At 73.3% G+C, this 16,884-nt stretch carries 12 protein-coding genes; 5 read left to right on the top strand and 7 right to left on the bottom strand.

What is annotated here, in order from left to right:
* Window positions 1–9: 9 nt before the first annotated feature.
* The 3 genes from BJ999_RS30215 to BJ999_RS30205 all read right to left on the bottom strand — a co-directional run bounded on the left by BJ999_RS30215 (window position 10) and on the right by BJ999_RS30205 (window position 5,094).
* Complete coding sequence (locus BJ999_RS30215) at window positions 10–2,262, bottom strand: SulP family inorganic anion transporter (protein ID WP_179836405.1); 2,253 nt, start codon at window positions 2,260–2,262, stop codon at window positions 10–12.
* A 92-nt stretch (window positions 2,263–2,354) separates the two neighbouring features.
* Complete coding sequence (locus tag BJ999_RS30210; protein WP_179836404.1) at window positions 2,355–4,241, bottom strand: hypothetical protein; 1,887 nt, start codon at window positions 4,239–4,241, stop codon at window positions 2,355–2,357.
* A 268-nt stretch (window positions 4,242–4,509) separates the two neighbouring features.
* Window positions 4,510–5,094, bottom strand: a complete 585-nt coding sequence (locus BJ999_RS30205; RefSeq protein ID WP_179836403.1) for a YbhB/YbcL family Raf kinase inhibitor-like protein — start codon at window positions 5,092–5,094, stop codon at window positions 4,510–4,512.
* A 393-nt stretch (window positions 5,095–5,487) separates the two neighbouring features.
* Between BJ999_RS30205 and BJ999_RS30200 the strand changes: the two genes are divergently transcribed.
* A complete protein-coding gene (locus BJ999_RS30200) occupies window positions 5,488–6,861 on the top strand; it encodes an NAD(P)/FAD-dependent oxidoreductase (protein WP_179836402.1) in 1,374 nt (457 codons plus the stop codon).
* A 68-nt stretch (window positions 6,862–6,929) separates the two neighbouring features.
* On the opposite strand, the gene BJ999_RS30195 is transcribed toward BJ999_RS30200, so the two are convergent.
* Both BJ999_RS30195 and BJ999_RS30190 read right to left on the bottom strand, forming a co-directional pair.
* On the bottom strand, window positions 6,930–7,739 hold the full coding sequence (locus tag BJ999_RS30195) for an ABC transporter permease (protein WP_179836401.1): 810 nt from the start codon (window positions 7,737–7,739) through the stop codon (window positions 6,930–6,932).
* A complete protein-coding gene (locus tag BJ999_RS30190; RefSeq protein WP_179836400.1) occupies window positions 7,736–8,728 on the bottom strand; it encodes an ATP-binding cassette domain-containing protein in 993 nt (330 codons plus the stop codon). The genes BJ999_RS30195 and BJ999_RS30190 overlap by 4 nt, the downstream gene beginning before the upstream one ends.
* A 305-nt stretch (window positions 8,729–9,033) precedes the next feature.
* On the opposite strand from BJ999_RS30190, the gene BJ999_RS30185 reads away from it, so the two are divergent.
* Together BJ999_RS30185 and BJ999_RS30180 are read left to right on the top strand one after the other, a co-directional pair.
* Complete coding sequence (locus BJ999_RS30185) at window positions 9,034–9,594, top strand: PH domain-containing protein (protein WP_229810131.1); 561 nt, start codon at window positions 9,034–9,036, stop codon at window positions 9,592–9,594.
* Complete coding sequence (locus BJ999_RS30180; protein ID WP_179836399.1) at window positions 9,591–11,033, top strand: PH domain-containing protein; 1,443 nt, start codon at window positions 9,591–9,593, stop codon at window positions 11,031–11,033. The genes BJ999_RS30185 and BJ999_RS30180 overlap by 4 nt, the downstream gene beginning before the upstream one ends.
* Here BJ999_RS30180 and sepH read toward each other — a convergent pair.
* Window positions 11,005–12,774 carry a septation protein SepH gene (sepH, locus tag BJ999_RS30175; RefSeq protein WP_179836398.1) on the bottom strand — a complete coding sequence of 590 codons (1,770 nt, stop codon included), beginning with the start codon at window positions 12,772–12,774 and terminating at the stop codon, window positions 11,005–11,007. The two genes, BJ999_RS30180 and sepH, sit on opposite strands and share 29 nt — an antisense overlap.
* A 445-nt stretch (window positions 12,775–13,219) precedes the next feature.
* Here sepH and BJ999_RS30170 point away from each other — a divergent pair, with 445 nt between their 5' ends.
* Complete coding sequence (locus BJ999_RS30170; protein ID WP_179836397.1) at window positions 13,220–14,137, top strand: hypothetical protein; 918 nt, start codon at window positions 13,220–13,222, stop codon at window positions 14,135–14,137.
* A 27-nt stretch (window positions 14,138–14,164) separates the two neighbouring features.
* Here BJ999_RS30170 and BJ999_RS30165 read toward each other — a convergent pair whose 3' ends face one another.
* Window positions 14,165–15,475, bottom strand: coding sequence for a D-arabinono-1,4-lactone oxidase (locus tag BJ999_RS30165; RefSeq protein ID WP_179836396.1), 1,311 nt, complete (start codon window positions 15,473–15,475; stop codon window positions 14,165–14,167).
* Window positions 15,476–15,647: 172 nt separating this feature from the next.
* Here BJ999_RS30165 and BJ999_RS43205 point away from each other — a divergent pair, with 172 nt between their 5' ends.
* A complete protein-coding gene (locus tag BJ999_RS43205) occupies window positions 15,648–16,874 on the top strand; it encodes a lytic transglycosylase domain-containing protein (protein ID WP_276530291.1) in 1,227 nt (408 codons plus the stop codon).
* Window positions 16,875–16,884 lie beyond the last annotated feature (10 nt).

The raw sequence follows: 16,884 nt of genomic DNA, 5'->3' as shown, positions 1-16,884 counted from the left end.
CCGCGCCTTTCAGGTGAGGGCCTGCGGCGCCGCGTCCGGGACGGGGACGAAAACGCCGCCGGACTGGTCGAAGACCTCGACGGTGGCGGTCCCGAGGTCCAGGTAGAGGCCCACGAGTTCGATGTCGCCGGACTCGACCCGCTCCCGGAGCCACGGGTAGGTCAGCAGGTTGTCGAGCTGCTGCATCACGTTGATCTTGCAGAGGCGGGCGAGGGGCGGCTCGTCGCCGGACGGGTCCTCGCCGAGGAAGCGGGCGAGGCTGTGGTTGCCGTGCTTCAGCCAGCGCGACAGGCCCTCCAGGTGCTCGACCTCGGTGCCGCCGGCGAGCAGCGCGGCCATCGCGCCGCAGTTGGAGTGGCCGCAGACAGTGATCGTCTTGATGTCCAGGACGTTGACGGCGTACTCGACGGTGGCCGCCACGGAGTCGTCGGGCGTCCGGGAGCCGTGCCGGGGGACGAGGGCGCCGACGTTGCGGTTGATGAACAGGTCGCCGGGGCCGCTCGCGGTGATGATGTTGGGCACGATGCGCGAGTCGACACAGGTGATGAACAGGTGCTGGGGTTTCTGCTCCATCGCCAGTTCGGCCATGATCGGGCGGACGAGCGGGGCCGTGCGCCCGTGGTACTCGCGGACGCCGTTCAACAGGACGTCCGCGGGGGACATCTCGGGTGCGTCCAGCTCGGCCTCGGACCGCCGCCGCCGGTTGGACCAGGGGGCCCACCAGCGAGCCGGGGGCGGAGTCTTGGCCGGTTGGGACATATCGCCTGTCACAGCTCTTTCATACCAAGCCTCATGAACCTCGTCGATGTCGACCCTCCCCCCTTGGCGTTCGTGGGCGAGTCGCCACCGGTGGACGGCGTCGAACGCGGCGTGGTCCATGAAGTCGACGTTGAGGTCAAGGTCGACGCTGCCGTCCGCCGGGATCCGCTGCAGAGCGCGCGACACGCGGGGGACGCCGAGGAAGGTGAACGTGCCCTCGACGACCACGTGCCAGCGGTCCGGGGCGGGGGCGTCATCGGGGGCCGGCACGAGTCGCTCCGTCCGGACCGTGAGCCGGGTGAGCCGCCGTAGGGCCAGCACCGCCATGAGCCCGATGCCGAGCAGGACGCCCTCGCCGAGCCCGAACAGCACGACGCCGCCGAGGGTGACGAAGTAGGCGGACGCCTCCCGGTGGTGGCGCAGGGCGCGGACCCGGGACAGGTCGGCCAGCCGGACGCCGAGCACGACCAGCAGCGCGGCGAGCGCCGCCAGCGGGACCTGTTCGATGAGCGGTCCGCAGGCCAGGGCGAGGATGAGGACCCAGATGCCGTGCAGGACGGGGGACAGCCGCGTGCGGCCGCCCGCCTCGATGTTGGCGGTGCTGCGGACGATCACGCCGGTGATCGGCAGCCCGCCCAGCACGCCGGAGACGGCGTTCGCGGCGCCCTGCCCGAGCAGGTCCCGGTCGAGGTCGGCGGACGGGACGCCGGCCGGGCGGGAGCGGTCGACCGCGACGCTGCACAGCAGGGACTCGACCGCGGCCACGAGCGCCACGGAGATGACCGCTCCGGTGATACCGAACAGTGTCCCCTGCGGCATGACGGGGAGGCTCCAGCCGTCCAGCAGCGAGGACGGCAGGTCGACGCGCGGCACCCGCCAGTCGAGGGCCCAGGCGAGGGCGGTGGCCAGGGCGACGGCGGGCAGCGGGCCCGGAACGAGGCGGAGCGCCCCGCTCTTGGGCAGCCGGGACCAGCCCAGCACGACGAGTACGGTCAGCCCCGCCACCAGCGCGGAATGCGTGTGCGGCTGCGCGAGCTGGCCCGGCAGTTCCCGCAGGTTCGCGACGGCCGACTGCTGGGGGCTGCCGCCCAGGACCACGTGGACCTGGGCGAGGACGATGACGACGCCGACCCCCGCGAGCATGCCGTGCACGACGGCGGGGGAGACGGCGAGGGCGGCGCGCGCGACCCGGCTCGCGCCCAGCACGATCTGCACGAGTCCGGCGAGCAGGGTGATCGTGCAGGTGGCGCGCCAGCCGTAGGTCTGCACGAGGCCGGCGACGAGGACGGTGAGCCCGGCGGCGGGCCCGCTGACCTGGAGCGGCGAGCCGCCGATCAGGCCCGCGACGACGCCGCCGACGACGGCGGCGATCAGCCCGGCCGCGATGGGTGCGCCGGAGGCGACGGCGATGCCCAGCGAGAGCGGGATCGCGACGAGGAACACGACGAACGAGGCGAGCAGGTCGCGCCGGAGCGTGGATACGTTCGGTGGCTTAAAAGTCACGCAACGTATTCAATCACGTACGTGGTGCCTCCCTTCGGACACGACGAGGGCCGCCGGACGAATCCGGCGGCCCTCGGCCGAGTGCGCGCTGGTCAGCGGCGGTAGTTCTCCCAGTCGTCGGTGGGCTGGTTGGAGCCGTACGGGGGGTTGTTGTCGTTCTGCTGGCCGCCCTGCGGATAGCCGCCCTGCTGCTGTTGCTGCGGCGCGCCGCCGTAGTAGCCGGACCCGTAAGCCTGCGTGGCGTTCGGGTCGGCGTAGCCGCCGGTGCCCTGGTCGTGCGGCGCGGCCAGGGGGTCGCCGCCGCCGTTGTAGCTGCTGCCGCTGAAGTCGCCGTAGCCCCCGGGGCCTCCGGGGCCGCCCTCGGCTCCGCCGCCGCCGAATCCGCCGAGCGGGTCGTCGTAGCGCTGGGAGTCGCCGTAGGCGGGGGCGGACGGGTAGCCGTCGTTCTGCTGGCCCTGCCCGTACCCGGGCGGCCCGCCGATCCCGGAGTCGTAGCCCTGGCCCGAGCCGGCGCCCGTGTCGTAGCCGCCGCCCTGCTGTCCGCCGGACGGCCACGGGCCGGTGTTGCCGGTGTTCGGCGCGCCGGACGAGGTCGTCCCGTACGAGCCGGTGCCGAGAGGGTCGTTCAGCGGGTCGTTCAGGGAGCCGCCGTAGGACCCGCCCGTGTCGGACGGCGAGGGCGGGCCCGACGACCGCTGCCGGTCGGACTGGATGCGCTGGAGCAGCTCGTCCACGGTCGGGAGCTTGTGGCCGTCGGTGTCGGAGCCGCCGCCGTGCGCCGCCGGGGCAGCGGGCGCGGCGGGAGCGGGCGGCGCGGGCGGCTCCTCGGGGCGGCCGAGGGGCAGCCCGAGCGGGTCGCTGCCGAGGACTCCGCCGGGGCCGGACGAGCCGAGCGGCATGTCGTAGTCCTGGCGGCCTCCGGGAGGCGGTCCGGCGGCCGGACGGCTGCCGAGCGGGTCGGAGGTGTAGTCGCCGTAGGACGGCTCCTGGGAGCCGTACTGGGGTTGATCGGGGATGCCGTACTGGGGCTGTTCGGGGATGCCGTACTGCGGCTGGTCGCTGCCGTACTGGTCTTGACCCCCGCCGTACTGGTCCTGGCCTCCCCCGTACGGGTCATGGCCTCCGCCGTACTGGTCCTGGCCCCCGTAGGACGGGTCGCCGGAGCCGTAGTCGGCGGCGCCGTACGCGGGCTGCGGCTCCTGGCCGCCGTACACCGGCTGGTCGGGCGCGCCGGGGCCGCCGTAGGGGCTCTGCGAGCCGGGGCCGCCGGGGGCGCCCGGTCCGGCGAGGTCGGCCGGGATGGGGTCGAGCGACGTCGCGCCCGGGTCGTTGCCCGCGAACGGGGAGCCGCCCTGGAACCCGCCGGGGCCCTGGGGGGGCTGCTGCGGACCGGTCCCGGCGCCGAGGCCGTTGAGGACGGTGCCGTCGGCGCCGAGGGAGACGGGCTGGGTCAGGCCGGGCGGCTCGATGGACGGCTGCTCGGGCGGGGGCGGCTGCGCGTTGAGCGGATCGGCGGCCGGGTCGGAGTCGGGCCGCGCGCCGCCCTCGTGCTGCCAGGGGAACTTGGGCTTGTCGAAGGTGATCGTCGCCCAGTAGTCGTCGTCCTCCATCTCGTCCGACGCCTGGCCCGGAGGCGGGGGCGGCGGGGCGGACGGGCCCGGGGCGGAGGTGGGAGCGGCGAGCGGGCCACCGCCACCGCCGGTGCCGGCGACGCGGCGGTCGGGAGCGGGATCGGGGGCGCGGTCGTAGCCGCCGTCGTAGCCCTCGTCGTAGCCGGGGCCGTAGTCCTCCGGGCCGCTCATCTGCTCCTGCGGTGGAGGGATTCCCCGGCGGCCGCGCGGCTGCTTCTGCGGCTCGTCGTCCATCCAGTCGTCGTCGTCATCGCCTCCCGCCCTGCTGGCCCGCAGGCCGAGGGCCACGAGGACGACCACGAGGACGACGACCACAATGAGGCCGAAGACCACGATGTAAGAAGTCATGCCACCACCCAATGCCTTGGCCCGGCGAGAGTCGCCAGCGCGGACCGCGGGTCCGTCCCGATTGTCGCCAGCGTCCGGATAGTCACGGGTTTCCGCCGCCTTGGCTTAACCCGATTCTCTCCGACCGCTATGACCGTTGTCACACCCTTCGCGCACATTTACCCTCACACGGCGCGTGCCGATCGGCCAACTCCGCCGATCCGCACACCCCTGACAGCTCCGGCCCCCACGGGGGTCCGCCCTGACCGTGTGCTCTCAGGCTCCACGGTCAACGCGCCTGCTCGCCGCCGAAGTTCCCGGTGATCCGGCCGCGTCCCACCGTGTGCTCGGCGATCGCGGGGAGCGAGTCCTTCAAGGCCGCGCCGTTCTGGAACGGTGCCGGATCGTCCAGTGCGTAGATGGTGAACCGGTACCGATGCTTGTCTCCCTTGGGCGGGCACGGGGGCGCGTAACCCGCCTTCTTGCCTGTGGTCAACCCTTCGACGGTCCGGTCCAGCCGGGCGCCTTCGACCAGCTCGTTCACGGTTCCGTCGATGCCCGCGATCACCCAGTGGACCTTGGCGCCGCCGGAGGCGTCCGGGTCGTCCATCACGATCGCGAACGACCGGGTGCCGGCCGGCGTGCCCGACCACCGGAGCGGCGGGGTCTTGCCCTGACCGCCAGGGTACGTCGTGCAGCCGTATCTCGGGGGCAACTCGCGCCCATCGCGGAAGACCGGGCTGGTCACGGTGAACCACTCCGACAGTTCCGCGCTCTTGTTCTGGGGCTGGCCGATCAGCCCGCAGCCGCTCAGCGCCCCGGCGAGCGCGAGCGCGCCCGCCGCGGCCATGACCGGACGCCGCTCTCTGCTCATCATCGATACGCTCCCGGGCGAGATCGTACGCCGTGCGCCGCCGGATCGCCGTCATCTCGGGATCCGCTTCTCGGCCGCGTGCGTCCCGCCGTCGGCGCCCCCTTCCTCGTCCGCCCCAACCTTAGGGGTTTTCCGAGGGTGGGACGGGCGGTTCGCGTCCCCTGCGGGGGGCGCCGCCCGGCGTGGCGTCCTGTGATGTTGGTCATGCGTGCATTGCCGCGATCCATCCCGCTTTGAGGAAGGAGTGGCGGGTTTCACACCCTTATCCGGGCCATCCTTTGCCGTAACGGGAAGTTCGTCGGTTCTTTCCTGGTTCCTGATTGGTGAACGGCACGTTCCATCCGCTAGTTTGTGAATGTCTTCACAAGCCGACCGTGACATTGGAGGGCCGCAATGGCCAGGACCGCCCAGGGGACCCCCGGCGCTCCCCACATCCTCATCGTGGGTGGCGGCTATGTGGGCATGTACACCGCTCTTCGCCTGCAGAAGAAGCTGAAGCGGGAGCTGAGGAGGGGCGAGGTCAGGGTCACCGTCGTCGACCCCAACTCGTACATGACGTACCAGCCGTTCCTGCCCGAGGCCGCCGCCGGGAACATCTCCCCGCGGCACGTCGTCGTCCCGCTGCGCCGGGTGCTGCCGAAGTGCACCGTCCGCAAGGCGCGCGTGACCGAGCTGAACCACGACGAGCGATGGGCGATCGTCCAGCCGCTGGCCGGGCCGCCGGAGCGGATCACCTACGACTACCTGGTCATGGCGGCCGGCGCGGTGCCGCGGCTGCTGCCCATCCCCGGGCTGGCCGAGAACGGCATCAGCCTCAAGACCGTCGGCGAGGCCATCCACCTGCGCAACCACGTCCTGGAGCAGCTGGAGATCGCCGAGTCGACCGACGACGTGGAGCTGCGCCGCAAGGCGCTGACCTTCGTGTTCGTCGGCGGCGGGTTCGCCGGCGTCGAGGCGGTCGCCGAGCTTGAGGACATGACCCGCGACGCCACCAAGTACATGCGCAAGGTCACGCCGCAGGACCTGCGCTTCGTCCTGGTCGAGGCGACCGACCGCATCCTGCCGGAGGTCGGCCCCGACATGGGCAAGTGGACCGCCGAGCAGCTGCGCGGCCGCGGCATCGCGGTGAAGATGAGCACCTTCCTGCAGTCGGCGGTGGACGGCCAGATCGAGCTGTCGGACGGCAGCAGCTTCCCGGCCGGCACCCTCGTGTGGAACGCGGGCGTCAAGCCGTCGCCGGTCGTGCGCAACGGCGATCTGCCGGTGGACGAGCGCGGCCGCGTGAAGGGCACCGAGTACCTCACCATCGAGGGCCTCGTCCGCGCGTTCACCGCGGGCGACAACGCCGCGATCCCGGACCTCACCGAGGACGGCATGTTCTGCCCGCCCAACGCCCAGCACGCCGTCCGCCAGGCCAAGCTGCTCGGCGACAACATCGTCAGGTCGATGCGCGGCAAGACGCTCAAGCCCTACGTGCACGGCAACCTCGGCGCCGTCGCGGGCCTCGGCCTGCACAAGGGCGTGGCCAACCCCCTCGGCATCAAGCTCAAGGGCTGGCCCGCGTGGTTCTTCCACCGCAGCTACCACGGCGCGATGGTCCCGACCTTCAACCGCAAGATCCGCGTCATCGCGGACTGGACGCTCGCGCTGTTCCTCAAGCGCGAGACCGTCTCGCTCGCGACCATCGAGCAGCCGCGCGCCGACTTCGAGCTCGCGGCCCTCGACGACGGCAAGGCGAAGGCCAAGGCCGACCAGAACGCGGCCTGACCCGTTCCGCGCGAAACGCCCCGGCGGTCACCCGACCGCCGGGGCGTTCCCCTTCCCGGGCGCGGTTCTCAGGCGCGCTGCTTGAAGGCGCGGAGCGACAGGGGCGCGAAGACCAGCGAGATGCCGACGCCCCACGCGAGCGCGATCCAGGCGTGCTCCAGGACGGGACCGCCGACCAGCAGGCCGCGCATCGCCTCCACCAGCTGCGTGACCGGGCTGTTGTCCATGCAGAACGCCAGCCAGCCGGGGATGCCCTTCGTGGACGGGATGAACGCGGTGCTGAGGAAGCTCAGCGGGAAGATCACCACGAAGCCGAAGATCTGCACCTTCTCCGGCTCGTTGACCTTCATCGCGATGAAGACCGACGTCCAGGAGAACAGGACCGCGAAGGCCAGCAGCAGCAGGAACGCGCCGATCACGGCCAGCACGTTCGTCTCCACCCGGAAGCCGATCGCGAACCCGACCAGCAGCAGGATCGCCATCGACCACGCCTGCTTGACGGTGTCGGCGATGATCCGCCCGGCGAGCGGGGCGCTGCGCGCGATCGGCAGGCTCCGGAACCGGTCGAACACGCCCTTGGTGATGTCGGTGTTCAGCCCGAACCCGGTGCTCATCCCGGCGAACAGGGCGTTCTGGGCGATGATGCCGGGGATCACGATCGGCAGGTACGCCTCGACGCTGCCCGCCATCGGCGGGCCGAACACGTAGGCGAACAGCAGTACGAACATGATGGGCTGGATCGACAGGTCGAGCAGTTCCATCGGGTTGTGCTTGATCTGGACCAGGTTGCGCCAGGCCAGCGTGACCGTGTTGCGCAGGGCCGTGCCCGGCGCGACCCGCTTCGACAGGTCCTGCGGCGCGAGCGTCGCGGTGGTCATGCGGAGGCACCTTCCTTGTCGGCCTGCTTCTGCAGCTCGCCGGCCTCGGCGTCGATGTCGTCGGTGTGGTGGCCGGTGAGGGCGAAGAACACCTCGTCCAGGCTGGACTTGCGCAGTGACAGCTCGCCGACGGCGACGCCCGCCTCGTCGAGGCGGCGGACCACGGCCGGCATCAGCTGCGGGTCGGTGATCGGCGCGCTGACCATGTCGTCGCGGACCTCCGGGACGGCCTCGGCCAGCTCGCCGACGATGCGCTCCACCGCCGCCACGTCGGCCGCGTCGACCGGCCTGACCTCCAGCACCTGCCCGCCGACCTGGGCCTTCAGCATGTCGGACGTGCCGTGCGCGATGGCCTGGCCGCGGTCGATGACGATGATGTCGTCGGCCAGCTGGTCGGCCTCCTCCAGGTACTGCGTGGTGAGCAGCACGGTGACGCCGTCGTCGGTGAGGCCGCGGACGATGTCCCAGAGGCCGTTCCGGCTGCGCGGGTCGAGGCCCGTGGTCGGCTCGTCCAGGAACAGGATCTGCGGGCGCCCCACGAGGCTCGCGGCCAGGTCGAGGCGGCGGCGCATCCCGCCCGAGTAGGTCTTGGCGGCGCGCTCGGCGGCGTCGGTCAGCTGGAAGCGCTCCAGCAGTTCGGCGGCGCGCGCCCTGGACTCACGGCGCGGCAGCCCGAGCAGCCGCCCGATCAGGACGAGGTTCTCGGTGCCGGTCAGCATCTCGTCGACCCCGGCGTACTGGCCGGTGAGCCCGATCAGCTGCCGCACCTTGTGCGCGTCCTTCACCACGTCGAACCCGCCGACCCGGGCGGTGCCGCCGGTCGGCTCGATCAGCGTGGCGAGGATCCGGGTCATGGTCGTCTTGCCGGCGCCGTTCGGCCCCAGCACGCCGAGCACCGTTCCGGCCTCGGCGGTGAGGGAGACGCCGTCCAGCGCCCGGGTCTCACCGAACCGCTTCTCCAGGCCGTCCGCCTGGATCGCGTGGGTCATGGGATCTCCTAGGACTCGGTTGCCGGACGCCGGGGCCCCGACCAGGGGGGACCAGCCAAAATAGGCGGAGTCCGGGTCAAGTGCATCCAAATTTTCTGCCGCCGCCCCAGGCAGGGCGCCGTCGGTGGCGTGAACCACGCCACAACCTCGCACGCGCCACCGACAATCTCGCATGCGCCAACGGCAAATCTCGCACGCACCACTGACAGAAACGAGGAAGCGCCCGCGATCGTGCCGCCGGTTCCCAGGCCGTTCCCGCCGCGCGGGGCGGCGGGAGGGCGCCTCCGGCGCTCTAGACTCGCGGTGTGACGTCGGTGCGGCGCGGTCGCCGGAGGGACGGCGGGCGGCCGCACCCGCCGCGTCTGCGGCCGCCCGAACACCGGGTCTCGCCCCGCGCGATCGCGCAGTGGGCCATCGAGTACCTGCTGCTGTGGGGCCTGGCGTTCGGCCTCGCCCTCGGCGTGGCCGCCTGGGTCGGAGACGCCGGCCTGGACGCGCTGCCCGCCTGGCTGACCGGCCGGATCGGCTGGCTCCCCTACATCGTCGGCGCCGCGGGGCTGCTCATGGTCACGGTCGCGCCCGTGTGGCGGTACCGCGTCCACCGCTGGGAGGTCAGCTCCGACGTCGTCTACACGCGGACGGGCTGGTTCAGCCGCGAATGGCTGCTGGTGCCCGTCGGGCGGATCCAGACGGTCGACAGCAAGCAGGGCCTGATCGAACGGATGCTCGGCCTCGCCACCATCGAGGTGAACACCGCCTCCCACACCGGTTCCTCGGAGCTCTCGGGCCTGCCCGTCTCCGCGGCGACGCGCCTCGCCGAAGACCTCGCGCACCGCGCGCACGACCTCCGCGACGACGCCACGTGACCGCACGCCTGCATCCGCTCACCTTCGTGGTCGGCGCCGTCCGCGAGCTCCTAGCGCTCCTCGCCGCCGGCGCGACGGGCCTGCTCGTGGGCGGGCTTTCCACCGCGTTCTACTTCACGCTCGTGGGGTTGGCCTTCGGGCTGCTCTTCCACGCCGCGAACTGGGTGACGTTCACCTACGTCCTGCACGAGGACCGCATCGAGTTCCGGCGCGCGCTCATCGGGCGGTCGGTCAAGAGCATCCCGCGCGACCGGATCCGGGGCGTGGACATCAGCGCGTCCCTCCCGCACCGCCTGCTCGGGCTGGCGATCGTGCACATCGACGCCGGAGCGGACGGCGGCGAGGGGGAGCTGAACGCGGTCTCCCGCACCGAGGCCGAACGGCTGCGCGGCGTCCTGCTCGCCCGGGACGCCCCGGCTCCGCCCCGGCGCGCCCTCGGCCGCATGCGGCGCCGCTGGTACCTGTACGCCCCGCTCAGCGGCGCCTACCTGCTGACGCCGTTCGCGCTGGCGGGCAGCCTCCTCGGCACCGTCTACAACCTCGGCGACGACCTCGGGCTCATCACGCGGGAGCGCGTGGAGAGCCTCGGCCACGACGTGGTGGGCCTGCCCACCGTCGTGGTCCTGGCGCTGGCCATCCTCACCCTGATCGCCATGCCCGTCATGTCAGTGATCGCCTTCACCCTCTTCAACTGGGACTTCACCGTGCACGAGCGGGACGGGTCCGTCGTCGCCGAGCGCGGGCTGCTCACCCGCCGCAGCGTCTCCCTCGAACGCCGCCGGCTGCGGGGCGTCGAGCTCGCCGACAACCCGTTCGAGCGCGCGGCGGGCGTGACGCGCCTCGGCGCCCTCATCACCGGGCTGGGGGACGCCGCCCAGCGGGGACGGCTGCTGCCCGCCGCGCCCCGGGCGGCGGCCGAGGCCCTCGCCGCGCGCGTCGTCGGGAACGTCCCCGGGCCGCTGACCGCGCACCCGCCGGCCGCGCGGAGCCGCCGCGTCGTCCGCGCGGTGGCGCCCCCGGCGGGCGTCGCCGTCCTGGCGGTCCTCGCGGGGCAGCCCTGGGTGGCGGTGGCGTGCGCCGTGATCGCCGTCCTCGCGGTGCCGCTGGGGCTGGACCGCTACCGCCAGCTGGGCCACGCCAGCGACGGGGAGCGCCTCACCGTCCGGTCGGGCTCCCTGCGCCGCCGCCAGGTCGTCGTCGAGCACTCGGCCGTCATCGGCTGGCGGGTCCGCCAGACGCTCTTCCAGCGCAGGCTGGGCCTCGCCAGCCTCTTCGCGGCGGTGGGCGCGGGCGACGGGGGCTGCTCGGCGACGGACATGTCCGAGGAGGACGCCGTGGCCCTCGCCGCCGCCATCACCCCCGCGTGGCTGGCCCCGTTCCTGGACGGGCCGCCCGGTGCGGGCGCCGAGCCTATTCAGGCCGGCGGGCACCGAACATGATCTCGTCCCAGGACGGGACGGAGGCGCGCTTGCCCTTGGCCTTGCGGCGCCGGGCCGGACGCTGCGCGCCCGCGGGCTCTCCGGCCGCCGCGGCGGCGGCGGGAGAGCCGGTGGCCGGCTTGTCCTGAGCGGCGGCGGGCATGGTGGGCCGGGCCGCCGGCTTCTTCTTGGCGGGCGGCCGCGCGGGCTGCCGCGGCGGAGCCACGGGCTTGCCCTCCGCTGCGGCCTCACGGGACGCGGCGGGCGCGCGGGACGGGGCGGGCGCGCGGACGGGTGCGGTGTCCTGCTCGGCCTCCGGGACGCGGGGCGCGTCGGCCTCGACCCGCGGCCGGGCGGCGGCCGGGGCCTGCGGCGTCTCGGCGGGCTCGGCCGGCTCCTCCGGCTCCGCCGCGGGGGCGGCCTGGACAGGTTCGGGCGCCTTCGCGACCTCCGGTGCCTCGCCGACCGCTTCGCGCGCTTCGTCGACCTCGTGCGCTTCGTCCGCCTCGTGGTCGGCGCCCGCCTGCTCTGGGAGAGCCGGCTCGGCCGGTTCGGCGGCCGCGTGCTCCTCCTCCCGGAGCGCTTCCGGGTCGTCGGCGTCGAGCGCTTCGATCTCCTCGGGAGCCGGAGCCTCGTCCTCCGGCTCCTCGGCGGCCTCGGCAGGCCGCGCTTCGTCCGTGACAGCGGCCGTGTCGTCGTTCCCGGCGGCCGTCTCGCTCGCCAGGTCGCCCACGTCCTCGCCGGAGGAGTCGGCGGGTTCCGCCGGCTCGGGCCCGGCCGCAGCGCCGTGCGGCTCCTCGCTCTGGACGGGCAGGGCGGCCTCGTCGGCGCGCGGCTCGGCGAAGGGCGCCTCCGGAGCCGCCTCCTCGACCGGCGGGCCGGGACGGGGCGGCTCGGGGGCGTGCGCGGCCGGACGGGGCGGGGCGGCCTCGCGCAGGGAAGGCGGCTCGGACGCCTCCCGGAAGGCGGGCCGCGGGTCGACCATGCGGCCGCGTTCGACGATGTAGGCGCGGGGCTCCGCGGCGCGCAGCGGCTCGGGGGCGCCCTGCTCGGGCTCGGCGGGCAGGCCGCGCGCGGGCAGCCCGCGGCCGCCGGGAAGGGCGTCGCGGTCGCTGGAGACGACCTTCATGGCGGGACGGCGCGGGACGAGCGGCGTGACGGTGTCGGAGAGCGCGTCGTCGTCGTCCCACTCGACGGAGGTGAGCCGGGCGGCGACCTCGTCCAGCGGGGAGACGTGCCGGCGGCGCGGGTCGAACGTCCACTCGGCCGCGTGCGGGCGGCCGCCCTCGAAGAAGGACAGCCGGACGCGCCAGGTGTTGTCCTCGCACTTCCAGGAGTCCCACTCGACCTCTTCCAGGTCGACGCCGCCGCGGCCGAGGCGCTCCTCGACGGTCTCGCCGAGCGGCGGGCCGGGCGTGGACTCGCCTGGGCGGCGGACGGTGACGCGCTGCGCCTGCTGGGCCATGTATTCGCGTTCCTGCAGGACCGGACCCTCGAACCAGCGGACCCGTTCGACCGGGATGCCCGCCGACTCGGCGATCTCCTCCGCGGTCTCCCCGGACCGGATGCGGGTCTGGATCTCCTTGGGGCGCAAGGGACTCTCCACTTCGATCTCGAACTGGCCGAGGCGGGAGAAGTGCCCACGGACCGCGGCGCGGAGCCGGTCGTCGACGGGCAGGGTGAACCGGGTGCCTCGGCCCGCGGTGGCCAGGACGAGGTACGTACCGTCCTCGCTGACCGCGACGAGGCGCAGCTCCTGCATGCGTGTCCTTCCTGCCCTGTCCAGACGGCACGGAGGACGCCGGACCGCGCGACCGTGCTCTTCACCGGTCGGCCGTCCGATGCCCACCGAGGGCGCATGCGTGCCCTTCCCCCGGGTTCCCGAGTCTCTCTTTCGGACACACCTGCTGCCAGCACCGTACCCGGCATGTCCGAACATCGCCGCTCTCGAAGCCCTCTTCACGAGGTCGAAGAGGGCACCTGACCAAGCTTGCCGGTGCCGCGACCGGCGGGGGGCCGCTCTGCTCGATTCTTGTCCATCCTTTTCCACACCGTTCCTGACGAGGCCGCGAACGTCCCGCCGCTTCGACGTTGCGAGTGTCACGTCTTGGGCAGGAACACCCGCGTCCTCCCGATCAGTTCACTTTCGGGGGTGTTCGTGGCGACAGACAGGGGTGAATCAGGCGATGCCGCGCAAGCTGCCGGACGTGAGCACGACGCAGCTGATCGCGAGTGCGGTGGCGACGGCGGTCGCCGCCCTGGGCGCGTCCTTCCTGGGCGTGTACGGGACGATCATCGGCGCGGCGCTGATGAGCGTGATCTCGACGGCGGGGTCGGCGGTCGGCAAGCACTACCTCGACCAGGGCCGTGAGCAGATCAAGGAGCTGACGCACCTGCAGTCGGCGGTCCGGCGGCGGGACATGGCCGAGGGCGCGGCCGACGAGGCGACGAGCGCCGACCCGACCCGGACCGTCGTGTGGTCCGGCGACCCCGGCGCCACGCGCCTGGACCCCGTCTTCGGCGGGGGCGACCCGAACGCCACGCGGCTCGACCCCGGCGGGGATCCCGGCGCCACGCGCCTGGACCCGGCGCAGGCGGTCGCCGCCGCGTTCGCCGAGGAGGCCGGCGAGGACGCGGTGCGCCAGGTCGTCCGCCGCTCGGCGTGGCGGAGCACGGTCGAGTGGGCCAAGGCGCACTGGGTGACGCTGGTGGTCTCCTCGGCGGCGGTGTTCGCGGTCGTCATCGGCGGGATCACCATCTACGAGGCGAGCACCGGCAAGCCGGTCGGCGGCGGGGGCGGCAAGGGTCTGACGGTCACCAAGGTCCTCGACGGCGGGGGCGGCGGGCGGCCGGCCGACACGCCTTCGCAGAACCCCTCCGGAGGCACCGGCGAGGAGCCCGGCTCCTCGCCGAGCGGCACGCCGACGGGCGAGGCGCCCACCGGTGGAACGGGCTCGCCGGCACCGCAGCCGTCGTCGGAGCCGGCCGAGCGGCCGACGCAGGAGCCCACGACCGCGCCGCCGACGACGGCGCCGACGACGCCGGAGCCGCCGGCGACCACCGGGGGCCCGCAGGACGGCGGCCAGGACGTCCCCGACCCGCGGGGGGCCACCCCCGGCGGCTGAGCACGGCCGCCGACGAGTCGGGCACGGCTAGTCGCCGAAGACCTGCCTCGTGTAGGGGTTGGCGAAGCGGCGGTCGGGGTCCAGTTCGTCCCGCAGGGCGCGGAAGTCGCCGAACCGGGGGTACACCTTCTCCAGGTAGGCGGCGTCGCGGGTGTGGAGCTTGCCCCAGTGCGGGCGGCCGTCGAGCCCGGTCAGAAGGTCCTCGACGCCGCGGAAGTAGTCCTCGTGCGGATCGCGGTGGTAGACGTGCACGGCGATGAACGCGCTCTGCCGCCCGTGCGCCATCGACAGCCAGGCGTCCTCGGAGGGAAGCAGCCGGACCTCGATGGGGAAGCTGATCCGCCAGTCCCGCCTGGCGAACAGGGCACGGAGTTCGCGCAGCGCGGGGACGAGCGCCTCGCGCGGGATCGCGTACTCCTGCTCCTTGAAGCGGACCGTGCGCGGGCTGGTGAAGATCTTGTACGAGGTGTCGCTGTAGGTGCGGGCCCCGAGCGCCTTGGCGGAGACGCCGTTCACGAAGGGCGACGCGGCGGGCGCCCGGTGGGTGACCCTGTTGACGGCCCCGAAGACCGTGTTCGACAGGAACCGGTCGTCCAGCCAGTGCCTGAACTTCGACAGCGGCTGCGCGGGGCCCTCGACGCGGTTGTTGCGCTTGGTCAGGCAGCCCTCGGTGTGCGGGAACCAGTAGAACTCGAAGTGCTCGTTGGCGGCGTCGAACTCGTCCACGCGCGCGAGGACCTCGTCCCACTTCATGGGCGCCTCCTGCGCGCGCAGCAGGAACGCCGGGACGGTCCGCCAGGTGATGGCGGTGACGACGCCGAGCGCGCCGAGCCCGGCGAGGGCCGCGGCGAACAGGTCGGGACGCTCCTCGCGTGAGCAGCTCGCCACGGTGCCGTCGGCGAGGACGAGCTCCAGGGCGGCGACCTGGGAGGCGAGCCCGGCGGCGTCGCGGCCCGTTCCGTGCGTGGCGGTCTGCAACGCGCCCGCGACGGTCTGCTCCTGGATGTCGCCCATGTTGGCCAGCGCGAGGCCGTGGTCTTCCAGAAGGCGGTTGAGCGCGTGCAGCGGCAGGCCCGCCTCGACGGTGACGAGCCCCGTCGCGGTGTCGACGGAGCGGACCGCGGTGAGCGCGGTGGGGCGGAGCAGGACGCCCTCGGCGACGGCGGCGCCGGTGAAGGAGTGCCCTGTGCCGGTCATGCGGATCGTGAGGCCGTCGCCGGCGGCCGACCGGACCGCGGCGGCCACCTCGTCTGCGGTGCGCGGCGTGGCGACGCGGTGCGGCGTGGCCTGCTGGTTTCCCGCCCAGTTCTGCCACGTCCGGTTGGTCACTGGGGACATGCGGTGACTCTACTCAGGATTCGATCGTGAGGAAAGTTCACATTTTTGGACGGCCCGAACGGGGGCACAGAGTCGGCGATACCGTACGATCCGGTAACCACGGCAGGCTAACCGTCCGTAGCGAGACTCGTGGGGAAATGTTGTGGCTCCTCCTTCAACTCCGCGCACCGGCGTGATCGGCGGTGATGAGTCGCCCGCCACCCGTCCGCACCGGTCGCGACCCGAGAAGAAGCAGCGGAATCCGCGGGGGAGGAACGCGGGACCGCGGCGGGGCGGCCGGGCGCTGCCGTTCCTCATCGGCGGTATCGCCGTCCTGGCCGTCGCCAGCACCTCCGGTGGCGTCTACGCGGCGCTGACCACGGAGAAGGCGGATCCGGCCGGGGCCGACTCGCCGCAGGAGGCGGCCCCTCCGAGCGTGCGGCCCGGCGACCCCGTCAACGTGGCCACCGGCGGCCAGGTCGCGCCGCTGCGCCGCGTCGTGCCGCCGGACGTGCTCGCCGTCGGCACCGCCTCGATCCCCGCCGCCAAGATCGACCGGATCGCGAAACTCGGCAGGGTCGGGGACGTGGCGGCCGTCGCGGGCGGCGCGGTCCAGCTCCAGGGCCGCCAGGTGAACGCGCTCGCCGTGGACCCGTCGGCGTTCCGCTCCTGGACACCGCCCGCGACGGCGAAGAAGACCGACCTGTGGGCCGCCCTGGCCGGGAACCAGTTCGTGGTGTCGCCCGCCGCCGCCCAGCAGCTCCAGCTCAACCGCGGCTACCAGTACCCCGTGGTGGCGCGGACGATGCCGAAGCTGACCATGGGCGGCTCCGGGCCGCTCGGCCTGCCCGGGATCGACATGCTCGTCAGCAGGAAGTCCGGGGAGGAGATGGGGCTCGTCCCCAACGTGGCCGTCCTCGTCAACGCCCCCGGGGTGGACCCCGACAAGGTCGTCAAGGCCGTCGGCAAGGTCCTCGGCCCCGGCACGAGCGTGCTGAACCTGCACGAGGGCAAGTACCAGACGCCGGCGGACGGCGGCCGCCCGGGCAGCTACCTGGACCTCTACAATCAGGCGGCCAGGAGCTGCCGCGGCCTGTCCTGGACGGTCCTCGCCGCGATCGGCCAGGTCGAGAGCGACCACGGGCGCAACGCCGGCCGCTCCAGCGCGGGCGCCCTCGGCCCGATGCAGTTCCTGCCCTCGACGTGGAAGGCGTACGGGGTGGACGGCGACGGCGACGGCGAGGCCGACATCATGAACCCCTACGACGCCATCCCGGGAGCGGCCAAGTACCTGTGCGCGAACGGAGCCGGCCGGGGCGGGCAGCAGCTCTACCGGGCCGTCTGGCAGTACAACCACGCCGACTGGTACGTGCAGAAAGTCCTTAACCTGGCGAAGGCCTACTCGGCGCGCTACGAGTGAGCGCACCCCT

Source organism: Actinomadura citrea (assembly GCF_013409045.1).
GTDB lineage: Bacteria > Actinomycetota > Actinomycetes > Streptosporangiales > Streptosporangiaceae > Spirillospora > Spirillospora citrea.
This window is presented reverse-complemented; position numbering and strand designations above follow the sequence as displayed.